Here is a 17,238-nt window from a genome sequence, read left to right as displayed (position 1 = left end):
GGAATTGCGAAGAGTTTGATGGGAAGTCGGGACAAATGTTTGAAGTAATTGGCTCGATTTCGAACAATAACTGAGCGTTGTTTGCGCGGTTTCTCTTGCAAATGTCGGCGGGATTTGCGATGTCTTTGGGGCGGGTTCGAGGTACGGACCCTCACTCACCCGGACCGGCCGCAAAGGCCGGCGCAACACCAGGCAGGAGTTGAAACCATGACCGCCTTCGCCAGCTTCAAGCGTTTCCTTTCCAACGAGGACGGCGCCACCGCCATCGAGTATGGCCTGATCGCCGCCCTGGTCTCGGTCGCCGCCATCACCGCGCTGAGCGCGATGGGCGACAGCCTGGACAGCCTGTTCACCACCGTGTCGGACTCGGTCGACGGCGCCCTGCCTGCCGGCGGCGAGTAGACCCGACCGGATGGCGGGGGCGCCCGGCCAGGCGCCTCCGCCGCCTTCCATCGCGCGCTTCACTGCCCTGGAGGGGACGCCGATGCCGGCGTCCCCTTCGCCGTTATGGGGGCAGGCGGGTGCCGGCAGGCGTCGTAAAGAAACATAGTATTAACCACAAACAAATCTCGATATCGAATAGTATTCACAGCGGGTTCTCCGCTTTTGTCTTGCAAACTCCCGCCGCTTTTGCGAAGGTTTTGCCACGGGGACAACACAACCCCCGACGAACCCAAAACCGGGGCCGGACAGGCAGGAACAGGTCCGAAACCCCCTCCAGGCAGGAGATCCACCCATGACCCGCTTCGCCACCGCCTTCCGCCGCTTCATCGCCGACGACTGCGGCGCCACCGCCATCGAATACGGCCTGATCGGCGCCATGGTCTCCGTCGCCGCCATCACCGCACTCGGCGCCATGGGCGACAGCCTCGCCGCCGTCTTCGACACCGCCTCCTCCTCCATCGACGGCGTCCTCCCCGCCGCCGAATAGCGCAGACCGCAACCCGTCAGACAACGCGGCCTCCGCTCGGCAAAACGGCCCCGCAAAAACGGGGGCCGTTGCGATCCTGGCGCCGCGCCGGCGTCAGCGCGGCATGCGGTCCGGCGGGGGCGGCACGCGCCGCGCGGCCCGGGTTACCGGTTGCAGGGTATGAACGTTAATGCATACAGTGCGCCGCGCGACGGCTGCGGCCGTCACCAAGCCGGCCGCGCCGCCGCATCGGGGCGGGACAGGCGCGCAGCCACTCAACGGGAGGAGAGGAAATGCACAGGACTGTGGTCGGACTCATGGCTGCCGGCGTGATGGCGGCGGGAGCCGCGCCCGCCTTGGCCGAGGGGCGTGGTGGTCGGCATCGTCTCGATCGCCGCCACCGAGGCCAACAACGCGCGCTACATCGCCGGCGCCCAGGCGGCCGCCGACGAATTCGGCTGGGACATCTCGGTGATCGATGCGGCCGGCAGCGCCGACCAGGCCAATGCCGGCATGCAGAATTTCGTCGAGCGCGGCGTGACCGCGATCGTCGACATGGTGTTCCCGGTCTCGTCGATCGGCGCAGGCCTGGCCGCGGCCGACGAGGCCGGCATCCCGGTGGTGACCTGGGGCGGCGGCCTGGGCGGCAGCGTGGCCGCCACCAACGGCTCCGGCGGGCCGATGGCCGTTCCGGTGGTCGAACTGATGGTCGAGAAGATGGGCGGCACCGGCAGCGTGCTGGCGCTGACCTATCACACCGGCGAGGTGTGCCGGAACCGCGAGGTGGTGATGGACGAGATCCTCGCCGCCTATCCGGACATCGAGGTGACCAAGAACGAGGTGCGCATCCCCGGCTATTTCGAGGACGGCGCGCAATACGCCAACGCCTGGCTGGCGTCGCACCCGGAGGGCGAGGAGCCGCTGGCGATCTGGGGCTGCTGGGACGATCCGTCGATCGGCGCGGTCGGTGCGCTGCGCCAGCAGGGTCGCGAGGATGTCGAGGTCTACGGCATCAACGGCAACGCCCAGGCACTGGAGAACATCCAGAACGGCCACATGACCGCCACCGCATGGCAGGACAGCTATACCGAGGGCTACAACATGGTCCGCATGCTGGCCGACATCATCGTGGCCGACAGCTGGGAGCCGGTGGCGGCCGAGGTGCCGGCGGTGCTGGTCACGGCGGACACCATCGCCGACTTCCTGGCCGCGCATCCGGAGGCGATCGGCCAGTAGGCCGTCGCGACCGGCCACGACATGACCGATACGCCGGCCCGGACGGGGGCGCAGCACGCGCCCCCGTTCCTGGCCGTTTCCGGCATCCACAAGAGCTTCGGCGGCGTCCACGCGCTGAAGGGCGCCGCGCTGGAGATCGCCGCCGGCGAGGTGCACGGGCTGGTCGGCGCCAACGGTGCCGGCAAGTCGACGCTGATCCGCATCCTGGCCGGGCTTGAACGGCCCGACGCCGGCACCGTCGCGCTGGACGGCGTCCCGGTCGCCATCGAGACGCCGCATGCCGCCACCCGGCTCGGCCTCAGCTTCATCCACCAGGAGCTGGCGCTGGTGCCGACGATGACGGTGCTGGAGAACATCATGCTCGGCGCGCCGAAGAAGCAGCGCCTGGGCCTGGTCGACTGGCGCGCGATCGCCCGCGACGTCGAGCCGGTGGCGCGGCGAGTCGGCATCGCCGTGCCGCTGAGTACCAACGTGTCGGCGCTGTCGACCGCCGAGAACTGGCTGGTCTCGATCTGCCGGGCGCTGGTGCACAACAGCCGCCTGATCGTGATGGACGAGCCGACCGCCTCGCTGTCGGCCAACGAATGCACGCGGCTGTTCGCCATCGTGCGCGACCTGTCGGCCTCCGGCGTGGCGGTGCTCTATGTCTCGCACCGGCTGGACGAGATCCTCGACCTGTGCCATCGCACCACCGTGCTGCGCGACGGCCGGCCGGTCGGCACGCTGGCCGGGCCGGCGATGACCCGCCGCGCGCTGGTCGAGGCCATCGTCGGCGGCGCGGTGCCGGAGCATCTGGAGCATGCCCACGACTTCGCCGGCGACACCGTGGTGCTGTCGGTCCGCGGGCTGGCACGGCAGCCGCATGTGCGCGGCGTCGACTTCGACCTGCATGCGGGCGAGGTGCTGGGCCTGGGCGGCCTGGTCGGCGCCGGCCGCAGCGAGGCGGCGCGGCTGCTGTTCGGCGCCGACCGGCTGCAGGCCGGGACGATGACGCTGGCCGGCCGGCGCTACGAGCCGCATGCGCCGTCCGACGCGGTGGCGGCCGGCATCGGCCTGGTGCCGGAGGAGCGGCGCAGCGACGGGTTGATCCTGGGCAAGAGCCTGGCCTTCAATGTCGGCCTGGCCAACCTCGACAAGATCAGGGTGTCGCGCGGCCTGCCGCTGATCGACTATCGCCGCCGGGCCAGCCTCGCGCTCGACACGATCCGCACCCTGCAGGTCAAGGCGCAGGGCATCGAGGCGCCGGTCGGCCGGCTCAGCGGCGGCAACCAGCAGAAGGTGGTGATCGGCCGCTGGCTGGCGCGCACGCCGCGGGTGCTGATCCTCGACGAGCCGACTCGCGGCGTCGACATCGGCGCGCGCGGCGAGATCCATCGCCTGATCCGCAGGCTTGCGGCCGACGGCATGGCCGTGCTGGTGATATCGTCGGAGCCGGACGAGCTGCCCGACCTGTGCGACCGCGTGCTGATCATGGCCGAGGGGCGGGTGGTGCGCGAGCTGGCCGGCAGTGCGGTCACCCGCAACGCCATCGTCGACGCCAGCTATGCCCACACGGCGGCCCACGCCGCCGCAACCACCGAAGCGCGACCATGACCGACCCGCAGATTTCCAGCCCAGCCCTGCCGGCGACCGGCTTCTGGCGCGCGCCCGGCACCAAGCGGGCGCTGGGGCTGCTGGCGCGCTACGGCACGGTCGGCGGCCTGCTGCTGATGCTGATCGTGTTCTCGGCCCTGTCGCCGAAGGCGTTTCCGACGCTGAGCAACTTCACCAACGTGCTGAACCAGGCGTCGCTGGCGATGATCATCGCCGGCGGGCTGACCATGGCGGTGATCGTCGGCGAGCTCGACCTATCGATCGGCTTCGCCGCCAGCTTCCACGGCGTGCTGGTCACCGGGCTGATCGTGCAGTCCGAGCTGCCGATCTGGCTGGCGATCGTGGCGGTGCTGGCGCTGGGCGGGCTGATCGGGCTGGTCAACGGCTTGATCATCACCAAGGCGCGGGTCAACTCGGTGATCGCGACGCTGGGCGTCGGCACCATCATCGTCGGGCTCAACTTCGCCTATTCCAGCGGCGTGCCGATCGTCGCCGGCGTGCCGGAGGCGTTCAAGGACCTGTCGCTCGGCCGCCTCTACGGCGTGCCGCACAACCTGATCGTGATGGTGCTGGTGCTGCTGCTGCTGTGGGTGCTGGTCGAGCGCACCTCGATCGGCCAGGCGTTCCAGGCGGTCGGCGGCAACCCGGCCGCCGCGCGGCTCAGCGGCATCAACGTCGACAACATCAAGATCCTGGGCCTGGTCATCTCCGGCGTCTGCGCCGCGCTGACCGGGGTGCTGCTGGCCGCGCGGCTGGGCAGCGGCACCACCAGCGCCGCCGACGGCTATCTGCTCACCGCCTTCGCCACCGTGTTCCTCGGCTCGGCGACGCTGCGCGACGGCGAGTTCCACGTGCTCGGCACCTTCATCGGCGGCGTGATCATCGCGGTGGGCTTCAACGGGCTGAACATCTTCGGCGCGCCGACCTACTCACAGTACATCTTCCAGGGCGCAATCCTGGTGGTGGCGGTCGGCCTGTCGAGCCTGGGCCGGGTGCTGGCCGAACGCTGAACCGCCGGCCGGCGGCGCGAGACAACGGGAGGAGAGCGGCGATGTCGGACAGGACCTGGGAGCTGTACGTGATCGAATATGCGCGCGCCCACCAGCAGCCGGTCGACAGCCTGGTGCTGGGCGCGCACGACGACGGCGCGGTCGATCTGCCGTTCACCTTCGTGCTGGCGCGCAACGGCAACCGCAACGTGCTGATCGACAGCGGCCACATGAACGACGGCATGGCGGCGGTGATGAACGAGCGCTTCGGCATCCCGCACTGGATCTCGCCGCTGCGCATGCTGGCCGAGCTCGGCGTGCAGCCCGCGGACGTCTCCGACATCCTAATCAGCCACGCCCACTACGACCACATGGGCACGATCGCGCATTTCCCGAACGCCACCGTCCATATCCAGAAGCGCGAGTGGCTGAGCTGGATGGAGGCGATGGCGATGCCGAAGCAGTTCGGCTTCCTGACGCTGGCGATCAACCCCGACGACCTGCGTGCCGGCTTCGATGCGGCGGTCGAGCACCGGCTGCACCTGCTCGACGGCGACGCCGACGACGTGGTGCCGGGGCTGCACGCGCGCGACGGCAAGGGGCACACGCTCGGCTCGCAGTTCTTCGCGGTCGAGACCGCGCGCGGCCGCCTGGTCGTCTCGGGCGACTGCGTGTATTCGCTGAAGAACCTGCGCGGCCATGCCGACGACGGTGTCTATGCGCCGCTGGCCTTCGGTGTCGGCGCGATCTGGGACCAGCTGATCGCCATGGATCGCATCCAGAAGGAGATCGCCGGCGACACCGGCCGGCTGATCATCCTGCACGACTTCAGGCGCTGGCAGGGGCTGCCGGTGGTCAAGCAGGTCGACGGCTTCGTTATCGTCAAGGCGGCGTGACCCGGCCGGTCGCAGGCACGAGAAAGGCATTGCAAATACAGTTCGCTCTCGTCGCAAATTTCTATTGAATTCGAACAATATTCGCCGGTGGCTTGTGCGGTCTTCCTTGCAAAGTCGGGCGGGTTTTGCGAGTGTTTCCTTGCTGCCGCTGCGGAACTCCCGACAACGGCCGCGGGAATTGGCGGCGCTGCGGCGCCGACCCCGGGCGAACAGCCCGAAACCCGGTGCCCCAGGCCGCGTCAGACAACCCGGCTTCCTCACTTTACGGCCCCCGGCGATCGCCGGGGGCCTTTTGTCTTGCGCGCCGCACCGGTAGCGGGCTTGCGCCACGACAACGCCCGGTTGTATCGTATTTCGCACAAATGCGGCGCATCGCGCGCCGCCGCCCGCGAGGACGCCGCCAGATGCGCCCCGGGGCACGCCAACCAGGCAGGGGGCAGGACCATGAAGGCACGCGACCACATCCGGCGTTTCGGCGCCGCGGAGGACGGGTCGGTCGTCGTCGAATACACGGTGCTGGTCGGCGCGATGGCCGCCGTGGTCATCGTCGCGATGGCCGAATTCGGACAGGTCGTCAGCGGGCTCTACGAAGGCGTCACCGCGGCGATCCGGACCGCAAGCTGAGGCGGCGGCCGGTCAGCCGAACCGGTTGCTGCGCGGGAAGCCGTTCGGCGGCAGCCGGCCGGCCTGGGCGCGCTTGCCGAGCCAGGGCGCCAGGTCGGTCTCGCGCCGCTCGCGGTCGCCCAGCCGCCAGCTCAGGCCTTCGGCCAGCGCGAACACCTTGAGGTCGGCCAGGCCGCCGTCCTTGTACTTCTGCAGCATGACGCCGCGGCCGCGTGCCAGTTCCGGCACCTCGTCCAGCGGGAACACCAGCAGCTTGCGATTCTCGCCCAGGGTGGCGACATGGTCGCCGTCGGCGACGACGCAGATCGACGCCTCGGTGTCGCCGGCCACGTTCAGCACCTGCCGCCCGGTGCGGGTCTGGGCGACGACGTCGCTCTCCGGCACCAGGAAGCCGCGGCCGTCGCTGGCCGCGACCAGCAGCCGGCGGCGCGGCCGGTGCACCATCATGGTGACGATGTCGTGGTCGTTGGCCAGGTCGATCATCAGCCGCACCGGCTCGCCGAAGCCGCGCCCGCCCGGCAGCTTGTCGGCCGACAGGGTGTAGAACCGGCCGTTGGTGGCGAACAGCAGCAGCTTGTCGGTGGTCTCGGCCGGCACGCGCAGGAACTCGCCGTCGCCATCCTTGTAGCGCTGTTCGGAATCGGCCGGCAGGTGGCCCTTGGCGGCGCGGATCCAGCCCTTCTTCGACAGCAGCACGGTGATCGGCTCGCGCTCGACCATCGCCTCGATCGGCACGTCGGCGGCGATCGGCGCGGCGACCGGTGTGGTGCGGCGGCGCCCGATGGCGTCGTCGGCGCCGAACTTCTTGCGGATCTCGCCGATCTGCGCCGCGATCCGGGCCGCGCGCAGGGCCGGGTCGCGGACCAGGGTCTTCAGCTCCTTCTGCTCGCGCTCCAGCCCCTTGACCTCCTTGCGGATTTCCATCTCTTCCAGTCGGCGCAGGCTGCGCAGCCGCATGTTGAGGATCGCCTCGGCCTGCACGTCGCTGAGATCGAAGGCCGCGATCAGTGCCGGCTTCGGCTCGTCCTCCTCGCGGATGATGCGGATCACCTCGTCGAGGTTGAGATAGGCGACCATGTAGCCGCCGAGCACCTCCAGCCGGTGGGCGATCCGGTCGAGCCGGTGCTGGCTGCGCCGGACCAGCACCTCGTCGCGGTGCTCCAGGAAGGCGACCAGCACCTCCTTCAGCGACATCACCCGCGGCGTGCGATGCTTGTCGAGCACGTTCATGTTGAGGCCGATCCGCGCCTCCAGTTCGGTCTGGCGGAACAGTGCCTCCATCAGCATCTCGGGCTCGACGTTGCGGCTGCGCGGCTCCAGCACCAGCCGGATGTCCTCGGCGGACTCGTCGCGCACGTCGCCCAGCATCGCCACCTTGCGGTTGACGATCAGGTCGGCGATGCGCTCGACCAGCTTCGACTTCTGCACCTGGTAGGGGATCTCGGTGACGACGATCTGCCAGGTGCCGCCCTTCTGCCGTTCCACCTCCCAGCGAGCACGGATGCGGAAGTTGCCGCGGCCGGTCTCGTAGGCGGCGAGGATCGCCTCCGGGTCCTCGGCCAGGAGCCCGCCGGTGGGCAGGTCCGGTCCCTTGATGTGCTGCAGCAGGTCGGCGACCGTTGCCTCCGGCCGTTCGATCAGGTGCAAGAGCGCGCCGCATAGCTCGCCCGCGTTGTGCGGCGGGATCGAGGTGGCCATGCCGACCGCGATGCCGGCCGCGCCATTGGCCAGCAGGTTGGGGAACGCCGCCGGCAGGACCACCGGCTCCCTGTCGTCGCCGTCGTAGGTCTCGCGGAAATCGACGGCGTCCTCGTCGATCCCGTCCAGCATCGCCTCGGCGATCGCGGTCAGCCGCGCCTCGGTGTAGCGCATCGCCGCGGCGTTATCGCCGTCGACGTTGCCGAAGTTGCCCTGGCCGTCGACCAGGGGGTAGCGCTGCGAGAATTCCTGCGCCAGCCGCACCATGGCGTCGTAGATCGCGGCGTCGCCGTGCGGGTGGTACTTGCCCATCACGTCGCCGACGATGCGGGCGCATTTCTTGAAGCCGGAGTTCGGGTCCAGCTTCAGCTCGCGCATCCCGTACAGGATGCGCCGGTGCACCGGCTTCAGGCCGTCGCGCACGTCCGGCAGCGAGCGGGCGGTGATGGTGCTGAGCGCGTAGGACAGGTAGCGTTCGCCCAGCGCCTCGGACAGGGCGACGTCGCGGATCTCGGCGGGGCGGTCGTCGGGGGTCAAGACGGCTCGCTTTCCGGCTGCGGGCGAATCACAGGCGTCATCATTCCCCTAGATGCATCAAAACCGGTCGATGCGGTAAGGCTTCGCGTCCACCGGCGACGGCCGGCCGCCGATCATGGCGGCGACCATCCGGCCGGTGATCGCCGCCAGGGTCAGGCCGAGATGCTGGTGGCCGAAGGCGAACCACGTGTTCGGCAGCCGTGGCGACGGGCCGATCGCCGGCAGCGAATCCGGAAATGTCGGCCGGAACCCCATCCAGCGCGCCGCCCCCGCCTCGCCGAGGCCGGGCAGCAGGTCGCGGGCGTGGCGCAGCAACATCTCGGCCCGGCGCCAGTCGGGCGGCGCTTTCAGCCCGCCCAGCTCCACCGTGCCGGCCAGCCTGAGCCCTGTCGCCATCGGGGTCAGGAAGAACTTGCGGTCGCCGTCGAGCAAGGGTCGGCGCAGCGCAATGCCCGGATCGGGCAGGTGGACGTGATAGCCGCGCTCGGTGTCGAGCGGCACCCGGTGGCCGAGCGCGGCGGCCAGCGGCTTCGACCAGGCGCCGCCGCACAGCAGCAGGCGTTCGACCGGGATCGGGCCGCTGTCGGTGGCGAGGCTGCGCGGCCCGGACTCGCCGACATCGATCGCGCCGACGTCTGCGCGGACCAGCGTTCCGCCGTTGCGCCGGAAGGCCTCGGCCAGCCGCTGGACGACCAGCAGCGGCTCCAGCGCCTGGGCCGACTCCGGATAGAGCACTCCGCGGGCGAGGCCGGGTGCCAGCGCCGGCTCCTGCTGACGCAGCTCCTCCGCCGCGAGCTCATCGACCGCGACGCCCAGCGCCCGTTGGCGCTGGCGCTCGCCGGCATCGGCGCGGAAGCCGGACTCGCTGCGATAGGCGGCGAGCCAGCCGCGGCGCTCGATCAGTTCCGGCGCCTCGATGGCGTCGAGCAGGTCGCGCCAGGCGTCGAGCGCCGGCGCGGTCAAGGCCGCGATGGCGGCGCCGAGCCGGTCGACGCGGGCCGGCGCGGCGTTGGCCAGGAAGCGGAGCAGCCAGGGCGTCAGCGTCGGCAGGTAGCCCCAGCGGATCGCCAGCGGCCCGGTCGGGTCGAGCAGCATGCGCGGCACTCGGCGCAGGATGCCCGGGGTGGCCACCGGCAGCACATGGTCGACGGCGATGATGCCGGCGTTGCCGCGCGAGCAGCCTTCGCCGGGCGGGCCGCGGTCGACCACCTGCACGCGATGGCCGTCGCGCTGCAGCTGCACGGCACAGGCCATGCCGACCACGCCGGCGCCGACGATGGTGACGGTGGCGTCGCTCACGATGCCCGCCGCGGCGCCGGCCGGCGGCTCAGCCGGTCGACCAGCCGTGCGCGCGCCTCCGGCATCCGCCGCTCCGGCGGCTGGAAGATGTGGGCGTCGAGGAAGTGCCCGGTCAGCCGCAGGCCGTCGGCGATCGCCTCGGCATCGGCCGCGGCCCCGGGCGTGTGCAGGAAGGCGGGCAGGGGCAGCAGCCGGTCGGCGAAGCGGCCGGCGCCGGCGCCGCTGACCGCCCGTCCGGTCCGTGGCGACACGAAGACCAGGCCATCCGTCTCGCCGGTGACGGCGCATTCGGACAGGTCGAGCCCGAAGCCGAGCTCGGCGAGATAGTCGACCTCCCATGCCACATAGGCGGCCCGCCAGTCCGGCGTGCCGGCGGCGATGCGGTCCAACAGCCCGGCCAGGCGCTGGTACAGCGACGGCATCGGCAGCCGCTCGGGCAGGCCCACCTCGCACAGGGCGCAGGCGCTGGCCAGCGCGGCCAGCGCATCGGCATCGGCCAGGCAGCGAGCGGCGCGCGCGCCGGTCAGCTCGCAGGTGAAGCTGCCGAGATGGTCTGCCAGCCGTGCGCGCCAGTGAGCGGCCAGCTGGTTGCCGGGCTGGAAATCGCCGCGCCGCCGCGGGCCGGCGCCGCCGCGGGCGAGGCCGGCATGCCGGCCGTGCACCTGGCTGAACAGGCTGACCAGCAGCGAGGATTCGCCGTGCGGCCGCGCCGCGATCACGATTGCCTCGTCATGCCATTCCATGGCCGCCGTTGTAGGCCCGGCGTCACGGCGGGTCCAGCGGGTCGGTCAGCCCGCGGCCGCCGTGACCGGCCGCAGGTTCACCACCGGCCCGCCCGCCGCAGCGGCGTCGTCGCGGTCGTGGGTGGCGAGCAGCGCGGGAATCGCCCGGGCGCTGATGTGATCGACGACAAAGGCGCGAAAGCGCTGGCGCAGGTCGATGTCGAGGCGCGCGAACGGCTCGTCGAGCAGCACGGCCCGCGGCTCGGCCAGCAGGGTGCGCATCAGCGCCACGCGGGCGCGCTGGCCGCCGGACAGGGTGGCCGGATCGCGCCCCGCGAAGCCGGCCAGGCCGGCCTCGGCCAGCGCGGCGTCCACGCGGCTGCGGCGGGTGGCCCGGTCAAGCCCGCCGGACAGGCCGAAGGCGAGGTTCTCGCCCACCGACATGTGCGGGAACAGCAGGTCGTCCTGGAACAGGATGCCGATCCGGCGGCGCTCGGGCGGAAGGCCGGTAACGTCGTCGCCGCCGAGCCCGATGCGCCCGCGGCCGTGCAGCCCCGGCGGCAGCGCGCCGCTGACCCAGGCGATCAGGCTGGACTTGCCGCTGCCGCTCGGCCCCATCACGCTGACGACCTCGCCCGCCGCGACGGCAAGATCGAGCGGCGCGAACAGCGGGCCGGCCGCGGTCGCGACCGTCACGCCGGCCAGGTGCAAGGCCGCGGCCGTCACCAGCCTGCCCGCATGCCCAGGCGGTTGCGGAACAGCAGCGCCGGCACCGCCGCCGCCAGCGCGAAGCCGGCAAAGGGCAGGGCGGACTGCAGCACGGCATGGATGCCGATCAGGCGGCGGTCGCCGCCCGCCGACAGGGTCACAGCCTCGGTGGTCAGCGTGACGATGCGGCCCGCGCCGGCGAACACCGTCGGCAGGTACTGGGCGACGCTGACCGAGAAGCCGACGGCGGCAGCGACCAGCGTTGCGCGCAACAGCAACGGCAGGCGGACCCGCGCGAACTGGCGCCAGGGCGAGGCGCCGAGGCCGACGGCGGCGCGGCGATAGCGCGGGTCGAGGGCGCGGGCCGGCTCCGCCATCGACAGATAGACATAGGGCAGGACGAACAGCAGGTGGCTCCACAGCACCGCCAGCCAGTGGCCGTCGAGCTGCAGCCGGACCAGCAACTGCTGCACCCCGAACAGGAAGCAGACCTGCGGCACCAGCAGCGGGGCGTAGAGCAGCCACAGCGCGCGCCGGGGTGCGGCGCCATGGGCCCGGTCTTCGTTCTCCAGGCAGGCCAGCACCGCGACAAGGGCGACCGCGACTGCGCCGGCTCCGATCGCGAGCGTCGCCAGGAACGGCCGCGCGACGCCGTTGCCGGCCTCGGCCCAGCGCGCGATCGACCACTGCGCCGGCAGGCTGTCCGGGAAGCGCCACTGGCCGGCGACCGACCACAGCAGCATGCCCGCGCTGGCCAGCATGGCCAGCAGCACCAGCGTCACCATCGCGGTTCCCGCCGCCGGCCGCAGGCCCGGCGGATCGGCGCGGCGGCCGCGGCCTCGCCACGCCCGTGCGGCGGCGGCGCACGCCCGCTCCAGGCCAAGCCAGACGGCCATCGCCGCCAGGGTCAGCGCCAGCAGCAGGCAGGCGCCGGCGGCGGCCTGCGCCCGCATGCCAGCCTCTGCGTCCTGGGCCCAGCGCAGCACCAGCACACCCAGGGTGGGCGGCGTGGTCGGCCCCAGCACCAGCGCCATGTCGACGACCGACAGCGAAAGGCGAGCACGGCGAAGACCGGCAGCCGCAGTTGGCGATAGACCGCGGGCCAGACCGTCGCCAGCCAGGCCGTGGCCGGCGGGTGCCCAGGCTGCGCGCCACCGCCACCCGGCGGGCGGCGTCGACCTGGCCAAGTGCGGCCAACGTCATCAGGAACAGGTAGGGCACTTCCTTGACCACCAGACCGACGATCAGCGCCAGGCCGAGCGGATCCTGGACCAGGGTCAGGTCGGGCGGGCGGTCGAGGCCGGTGGCCCAGGGCGAGGCCAGGCGCATCAGCAGGCCGCTCGGCGCCAGCAGGAAGGCGAGGCCGACTGCGACGGCGGCGTGCGGCACCGCCAGGATCGGGCCGAGCAGGCGGCGCAGGGCCCGGAACGACGGCCGGTCGTGGAAGGCGGCACAGGCCGCCATCACCAGCAGCAGCGACAGCGCGGTCGCGACCAGTCCGACCGCGAACGCCAGCGACGCGGTGGACCAGGCCCGGCGCGTCCAGCAGCGCCCGCCGCCTGCAGCCCGAAGCCGCCGTCGGGTCCGGTGAAGGCGGGGATGGCCATGGCGGCGAGGCCGGCCGCGACCGGCGCCAGCACCAGCGCCAGCGTGAGAGCAGCGGCGCCGCTCGGCATGGCGAGCGTCCGGCCGGCGGCAGGCCGGCCGTCAGCGGGCGTAGCGCCGCTGCCACTCCGCCTCGAGCGCGGTGGTCCAGTCCGGGTGCGGTTCCACCAGCACCGGGCCCATCGCGGCCGGCGGGATGTCGGCGACGCCCAGCGGCAGGGCGTCGAACAGGGCGCGGTCGGCGGGCGACAGGCGGTCGAGGTCGAGCACGTGGGTCGCCCCAGACCGAGGGTCGCCTGGCCGCTCGCGCCGCGGGCGACAGCAGGAAGTCCGCCACCACCATCGCGCCGGCCGGGCTGCTGACGTTGTAGGGGATCGCGACGAAATGGGTGTTGCCGATGCTGCCGCCGTCGAACTCGTAGCTGCGCGCACTTTCGGGCAGCAGGCCCTGGGCGATCGCCGCCGACGCCTCGCCGGGATTGAACGCCATTGCGATGTCGGTCTCGCCGTCGTTCATCAGCTGGCGCGCGGCGGGATAGCTCGCCGGGAACGCCGCGCCGCCGCGCCACAGATTCGGGTGCAGCTCGTCCAGGCAGGCCCACAGCCGCTCGGTCGCCGCGGCAAAGGCCGCGTCATCGACCGGCGGGGCCGCGAACAGGCTGCGCTCGGTGGTCATCGACAGAAGCAGCTGCTTGACGAAGGCGGTGCCGACGAAATCCGGCGGCGCCGGATAGGTGAACCGGCCGGGATTGGCCGCGGCCCAGGCCAGCAGGTCGCGCGGCGTGCGCGGCGGCTCCGGCACCGTCGCGCTGTCGGCGATGAACACGAACCGGGCCATGCCCCAGGGCGACTCCATGCCGTCCACCGGCAGGCTGAAGTCGACCTGGGTGGTCGGCTTGTCGGCGATGTCGACCAGCGCCGCGTGGGGCAGCATGGGGACGAACGGGCCGAACAGCAGACCGCCAAGCCGCATGGCGGCGTAGTTCTCGCCGTTGATCCAGACCAGATCGACGCTGCCGCCCGCATCGCGGCCGACGCTCTGCTCGGCGCGCACGCGCGCGACCGCCTCGGCGGTATCGCTCAGCTTCACATGCACCAGAGTCACGCCGTAGCGCGCCGCCACTTCCGCGCCGACCCAGGCGATGTAGTCGTTGATCTTGGCGTCGCCGCCCCAGGCGTTGAAATAGACGGTGCTGCCGCGCGCCGCAGCCTCGACCGCGGTCCAGTCGGCAAAGTCGGCCGGGTTCGGCCGCTCGTCCGCCGATGCCGCGTTGCCGGCCATCGCCAGGCCCGCGGTCAGGGCGAAACCGGCCCCGCGCATCGCGCTGCGCCAACCGTTTGCTGCCTGCATCGTGCAATTCCGTGTCCAGGGTGCGCCGACGGCCCCGCGCCGGCATTTCCGGCGGCGACACTAGCACGGCGGCGGCCGGCCCGCCGCACACAGTGGCTGACGCCGGCGTGTACGTCAGGCGTTGTAGTCCAGGCCCCAGGCGGCGAAACGCTCCGGGTCGTCGAGCCAGCGCTCGCGGACCTTGACGAACAGGAACAGGTGGACCTTGCGCTCGAGCTCGCGCGCGATCTCGGCCTGCGCGGCCAGCCTGACGGCCTGGATTTCCGCGCCGCGCTTGCCGAGCACGATGCCCTTGTGGCCCGGCCGGGTGACGTAGATGGTCTGGTCGATGCGCACGCTGCCGTCGTCGAACTCCTGCCAGCCGTCGGTCTCCACGGTCAGCGCATAGGGCAGTTCCTGGCGCAGGCGCAGGAACAGCTTCTCGCGCGTGATCTCGGCGGCCATCAGCCGCTCCGACAGGTCGGACAGCTGATCCTCCGGATAGTGCCACGGGCCTTCCGGCATCCGCGCGGCCAGGTGCGCGGCGAGGTCGGCAACGCCGTCGCCGGTCTCGGCCGAGATCATGAAGGTGGCGTCGAAGCGGCCGCGCGCGTTCAAGGCGGCGGCGCGGGCCAGCAGGTCCTGCGGCTTGACCAGGTCGATCTTGTTGAGCACCAGGATGGCGGACCGGTCGGCGGCGACCAGCCGGTCGACGATCGCCAGGTCCTCGTCGGTGATGCGCCGGCAGTCGACCAGCAGTGCCACCACATCGGCGTCCTGGGCGCCGGTCCAGGCCGCCGCCACCATCGCCCGGTCCAGGCGCCGGCGCGGCGCGAAGATGCCCGGCGTGTCGATGAACACGATCTGGGTGTCGCCCAGGGTGGCGACGCCGCGCACTTGGGTGCGGGTGGTCTGCACCTTCGGCGTGACGATGGAGACCTTGGCGCCGACCAGGCGGTTGATCAGGGTCGACTTGCCGGCGTTGGGCGCCCCGATCAGGGCGACGAAGCCGCAGCGGGTGGCGCCGGCACCGTCGCTCATGCGTCGCGGTCGGCCGCCGCGTCGTCGCCGTTGGCGTCCGGCTTGCCGCGCTCCTGCTCGGCCAGGCCGAGCATGCGCTCGGCAGCGATGCGGGTGGCCACGCGCTTGGACGGACCTTCGCCGCGCCGGGCGGGCAGCCCTCGACCCGGACCTCGACCACGAAGGTCGGCGCGTGGTCGGGCCGCTGCGCTCGATCTCCAGATATTCCGGCAGCGGACGGCCGCGGGCCTGCGCCCATTCCTGCAATGCGGTCTTCGGGTCGCGCGGCGGCGCCGGATCGGCCTCCAGCAGCGGTTCCCAGTAGCGGGAAACGAAGACGCCGGCCGCGTCCAGGCCGCCGTCGAGGTACAGCGCACCGATCACCGCCTCGCAGCAGTCGGCGAGCACGCCCGGGTTGGCCAGCAGGTCCTGGTTGGCGTCCGGGCCGGCCACGCGGATATGGGCACCGAGGTCGATCAGCGCGGCGACGTCGGCCAGGGCCTCGCGGCGCACCAGCGCGGCGTGGCGCTTGGCCAGCGCGCCCTCGGCCTCGTCCGGAAAGCGGTGGTACAGCATGTCGGCGACCACGACGCCGAGCACCCGGTCGCCGAGGAACTCCAGCCGCTGATAGGGGGACGCCTCGCCGCTGGCGCGCAGGCTGACATGGGTCAGCGCGTCGGCCAGCAGCTGCGCGTTGTCGAATTCATGGCCGAGGGCAGGGTAGAGCGCAGAGAGCCCGTCCGGGGCCGGCGCCTTGGCCGCGCACGGCCCGCCGGTGGCCGTCACCCGATTCCGTTGAACAGCCGGACCCAGCGTGTTGCGGCTGGCCACTTCCAGATCTCCCACAGCTCGGCCGACCCGTCGGTCGAGTAGAAGATGAACTCCGCCCGCCCGACCAGGTTCTCGAACGGCACGAAGCCGACATTGGCACGGCTGTCGAGCGAGTTGTCGCGGTTGTCGCCCATCGCGAAGAAGTGCCCCTCGGGCACGACGAACTCGCGCGTGGTGTCCAGCGGGCGGTTGTCGCCTTCCTCGTAGATCGGGTGCTGCACGCCGTTGGGCAGGGTCTCGATGTATTCGGTGACGGAGCGGTCGACGCCGTTGCCGTCCTCCGCGGCGACCGGGCCGACCTCCTCGCGCTGCACCGGCACGCCGTTGATGTGGAGGATTCCGCCGATCATCTGGATGCGGTCGCCGGGCAGGCCGATCACGCGCTTGATGTAGTCCTGCGAGGTGTCGCTCGGCAGCTTGAACACGACGACGTCGCCCTGCTCCGGCGTCGATTCGAGGATGCGGCCATCGAACAGGTCCGGCGAGAACGGCAGCGAATAGCGGCTGTAGCCATAGCTGTACTTGGAGACGAACAGGTAGTCGCCGACCAGCAGCGTCGGCTTCATCGACCCGCTGGGGATGTTGAACGGCTCGAACGCCACGGTGCGGACCACCAGCGCAATCAGCACGGCGTAGATGATCGTGTGGATCGTCTCGCCAAGGCCCGAGCGCTTGGCCTTCACCTTCTTGGTCGCGATTGAGATGGCAAATCCCCTGTGGCTGCCGGCGGCCGGTCTCGGGGCGGCGGCGTCAATGCGCCTTGCACATATACATCCGACCCGCCCGGCGCAAGGTGTTATCCGGGCTGCGCCGCGGCCCCCGCGTCGGGTTCGGGAACGGCGGAAATGATGACCATGGCCTGGGCCAGCGGGTATTCGTCGGTGATGGTCAGCGCGATCTCGGCCCGGTGGCCGGCGGGCAACAACCGGGCCAGCCGGTCGGCCGCGCCGCCGGTCAGCGTCATGGTCGGTTGCCCCGACGGCAGGTTGATCACGCCCATGTCGCGCCAGTAGACGCCCTGGCGCAGGCCGGTGCCCAGGGCCTTGGAACAGGCCTCCTTGGCGGCATAGCGCTTGGCATAGCTGTCGGCCCGCCGCGCCCGCCGGTCCGACTTGGCCTGCTCGACCTCGGTATAGCAGCGCTGGGTGAAGCGGTCGCCGAAGCGCTCCAGCGTGCGCTCGACCCGGCGGATGTCGATGATGTCGATGCCGATGCCGATGATCATGGCCTGGTCCGTTCC

General features: G+C 71.5%; 16 protein-coding genes. 7 read left to right on the top strand and 9 right to left on the bottom strand.

The window, feature by feature from the left end:
- The first annotated feature begins 207 nt into the window (after positions 1-207).
- The 7 genes from R3F55_19405 to R3F55_19375 all read left to right on the top strand — a co-directional run bounded on the left by R3F55_19405 (position 208) and on the right by R3F55_19375 (position 6,248).
- The gene (locus R3F55_19405) at positions 208-402 is read left to right on the top strand and encodes a Flp family type IVb pilin (protein MEZ5669561.1); all 195 of its coding nucleotides are present in this window, start codon (positions 208-210) and stop codon (positions 400-402) included.
- A 334-nt stretch (positions 403-736) separates the two neighbouring features.
- Positions 737-931: a Flp family type IVb pilin gene (locus R3F55_19400; GenBank protein MEZ5669560.1), complete on the top strand. Its 195-nt coding sequence runs from the start codon at positions 737-739 to the stop codon at positions 929-931.
- A 351-nt stretch (positions 932-1,282) separates the two neighbouring features.
- Entirely contained in the window at positions 1,283-2,146 is an 864-nt protein-coding gene (locus R3F55_19395) for a sugar ABC transporter substrate-binding protein (protein ID MEZ5669559.1), read from the top strand.
- Positions 2,147-2,167: 21 nt separating this feature from the next.
- A complete protein-coding gene (locus R3F55_19390) occupies positions 2,168-3,739 on the top strand; it encodes a sugar ABC transporter ATP-binding protein (GenBank protein MEZ5669558.1) in 1,572 nt (523 codons plus the stop codon).
- Positions 3,736-4,749, top strand: coding sequence for an ABC transporter permease (locus R3F55_19385; GenBank protein MEZ5669557.1), 1,014 nt, complete (start codon positions 3,736-3,738; stop codon positions 4,747-4,749). The genes R3F55_19390 and R3F55_19385 overlap by 4 nt, the downstream gene beginning before the upstream one ends.
- A gap of 41 nt (positions 4,750-4,790) precedes the next feature.
- Positions 4,791-5,624: an N-acyl homoserine lactonase family protein gene (locus R3F55_19380; protein MEZ5669556.1), complete on the top strand. Its 834-nt coding sequence runs from the start codon at positions 4,791-4,793 to the stop codon at positions 5,622-5,624.
- Positions 5,625-6,068: 444 nt separating this feature from the next.
- Positions 6,069-6,248: a hypothetical protein gene (locus R3F55_19375; protein MEZ5669555.1), complete on the top strand. Its 180-nt coding sequence runs from the start codon at positions 6,069-6,071 to the stop codon at positions 6,246-6,248.
- 12 nt (positions 6,249-6,260) lie between these two features.
- Here R3F55_19375 and parC read toward each other — a convergent pair whose 3' ends face one another.
- The 9 genes from parC to acpS form a co-directional block, all read right to left on the bottom strand.
- On the bottom strand, positions 6,261-8,483 hold the full coding sequence (parC, locus tag R3F55_19370; GenBank protein MEZ5669554.1) for a DNA topoisomerase IV subunit A: 2,223 nt from the start codon (positions 8,481-8,483) through the stop codon (positions 6,261-6,263).
- Positions 8,484-8,540: 57 nt separating this feature from the next.
- Positions 8,541-9,782: an FAD-dependent oxidoreductase gene (locus R3F55_19365; protein ID MEZ5669553.1), complete on the bottom strand. Its 1,242-nt coding sequence runs from the start codon at positions 9,780-9,782 to the stop codon at positions 8,541-8,543.
- Positions 9,779-10,525: a DNA repair protein RecO gene (recO, locus tag R3F55_19360; GenBank protein MEZ5669552.1), complete on the bottom strand. Its 747-nt coding sequence runs from the start codon at positions 10,523-10,525 to the stop codon at positions 9,779-9,781. Before recO ends, R3F55_19365 begins: the two co-directional genes overlap by 4 nt.
- A gap of 45 nt (positions 10,526-10,570) precedes the next feature.
- Complete coding sequence (locus tag R3F55_19355; protein ID MEZ5669551.1) at positions 10,571-11,230, bottom strand: ATP-binding cassette domain-containing protein; 660 nt, start codon at positions 11,228-11,230, stop codon at positions 10,571-10,573.
- Positions 11,227-12,165: an ABC transporter permease subunit gene (locus R3F55_19350; protein MEZ5669550.1), complete on the bottom strand. Its 939-nt coding sequence runs from the start codon at positions 12,163-12,165 to the stop codon at positions 11,227-11,229. The genes R3F55_19355 and R3F55_19350 overlap by 4 nt, the downstream gene beginning before the upstream one ends.
- On the bottom strand, positions 12,120-14,168 hold the full coding sequence (locus R3F55_19345) for an ABC transporter substrate-binding protein (GenBank protein ID MEZ5669549.1): 2,049 nt from the start codon (positions 14,166-14,168) through the stop codon (positions 12,120-12,122). Before R3F55_19345 ends, R3F55_19350 begins: the two co-directional genes overlap by 46 nt.
- A gap of 114 nt (positions 14,169-14,282) precedes the next feature.
- Positions 14,283-15,953 carry a GTPase Era gene (era, locus tag R3F55_19340; protein MEZ5669548.1) on the bottom strand — a complete coding sequence of 557 codons (1,671 nt, stop codon included), beginning with the start codon at positions 15,951-15,953 and terminating at the stop codon, positions 14,283-14,285.
- Positions 15,950-16,681, bottom strand: a complete 732-nt coding sequence (lepB, locus tag R3F55_19335; protein ID MEZ5669547.1) for a signal peptidase I — start codon at positions 16,679-16,681, stop codon at positions 15,950-15,952. The genes era and lepB overlap by 4 nt, the downstream gene beginning before the upstream one ends.
- A gap of 113 nt (positions 16,682-16,794) precedes the next feature.
- A complete protein-coding gene (gene acpS / locus R3F55_19330) occupies positions 16,795-17,223 on the bottom strand; it encodes a holo-ACP synthase (GenBank protein MEZ5669546.1) in 429 nt (142 codons plus the stop codon).
- Between the last annotated feature and the right edge of the window lie 15 nt (positions 17,224-17,238).

It is taken from the genome of Alphaproteobacteria bacterium, from assembly GCA_041396705.1.
Lineage (GTDB): Bacteria > Pseudomonadota > Alphaproteobacteria > CALKHQ01 > CALKHQ01 > CALKHQ01.
Note: the sequence above shows the minus strand (reverse complement) of the source record. Positions and strands in the feature narration are given on the sequence as shown.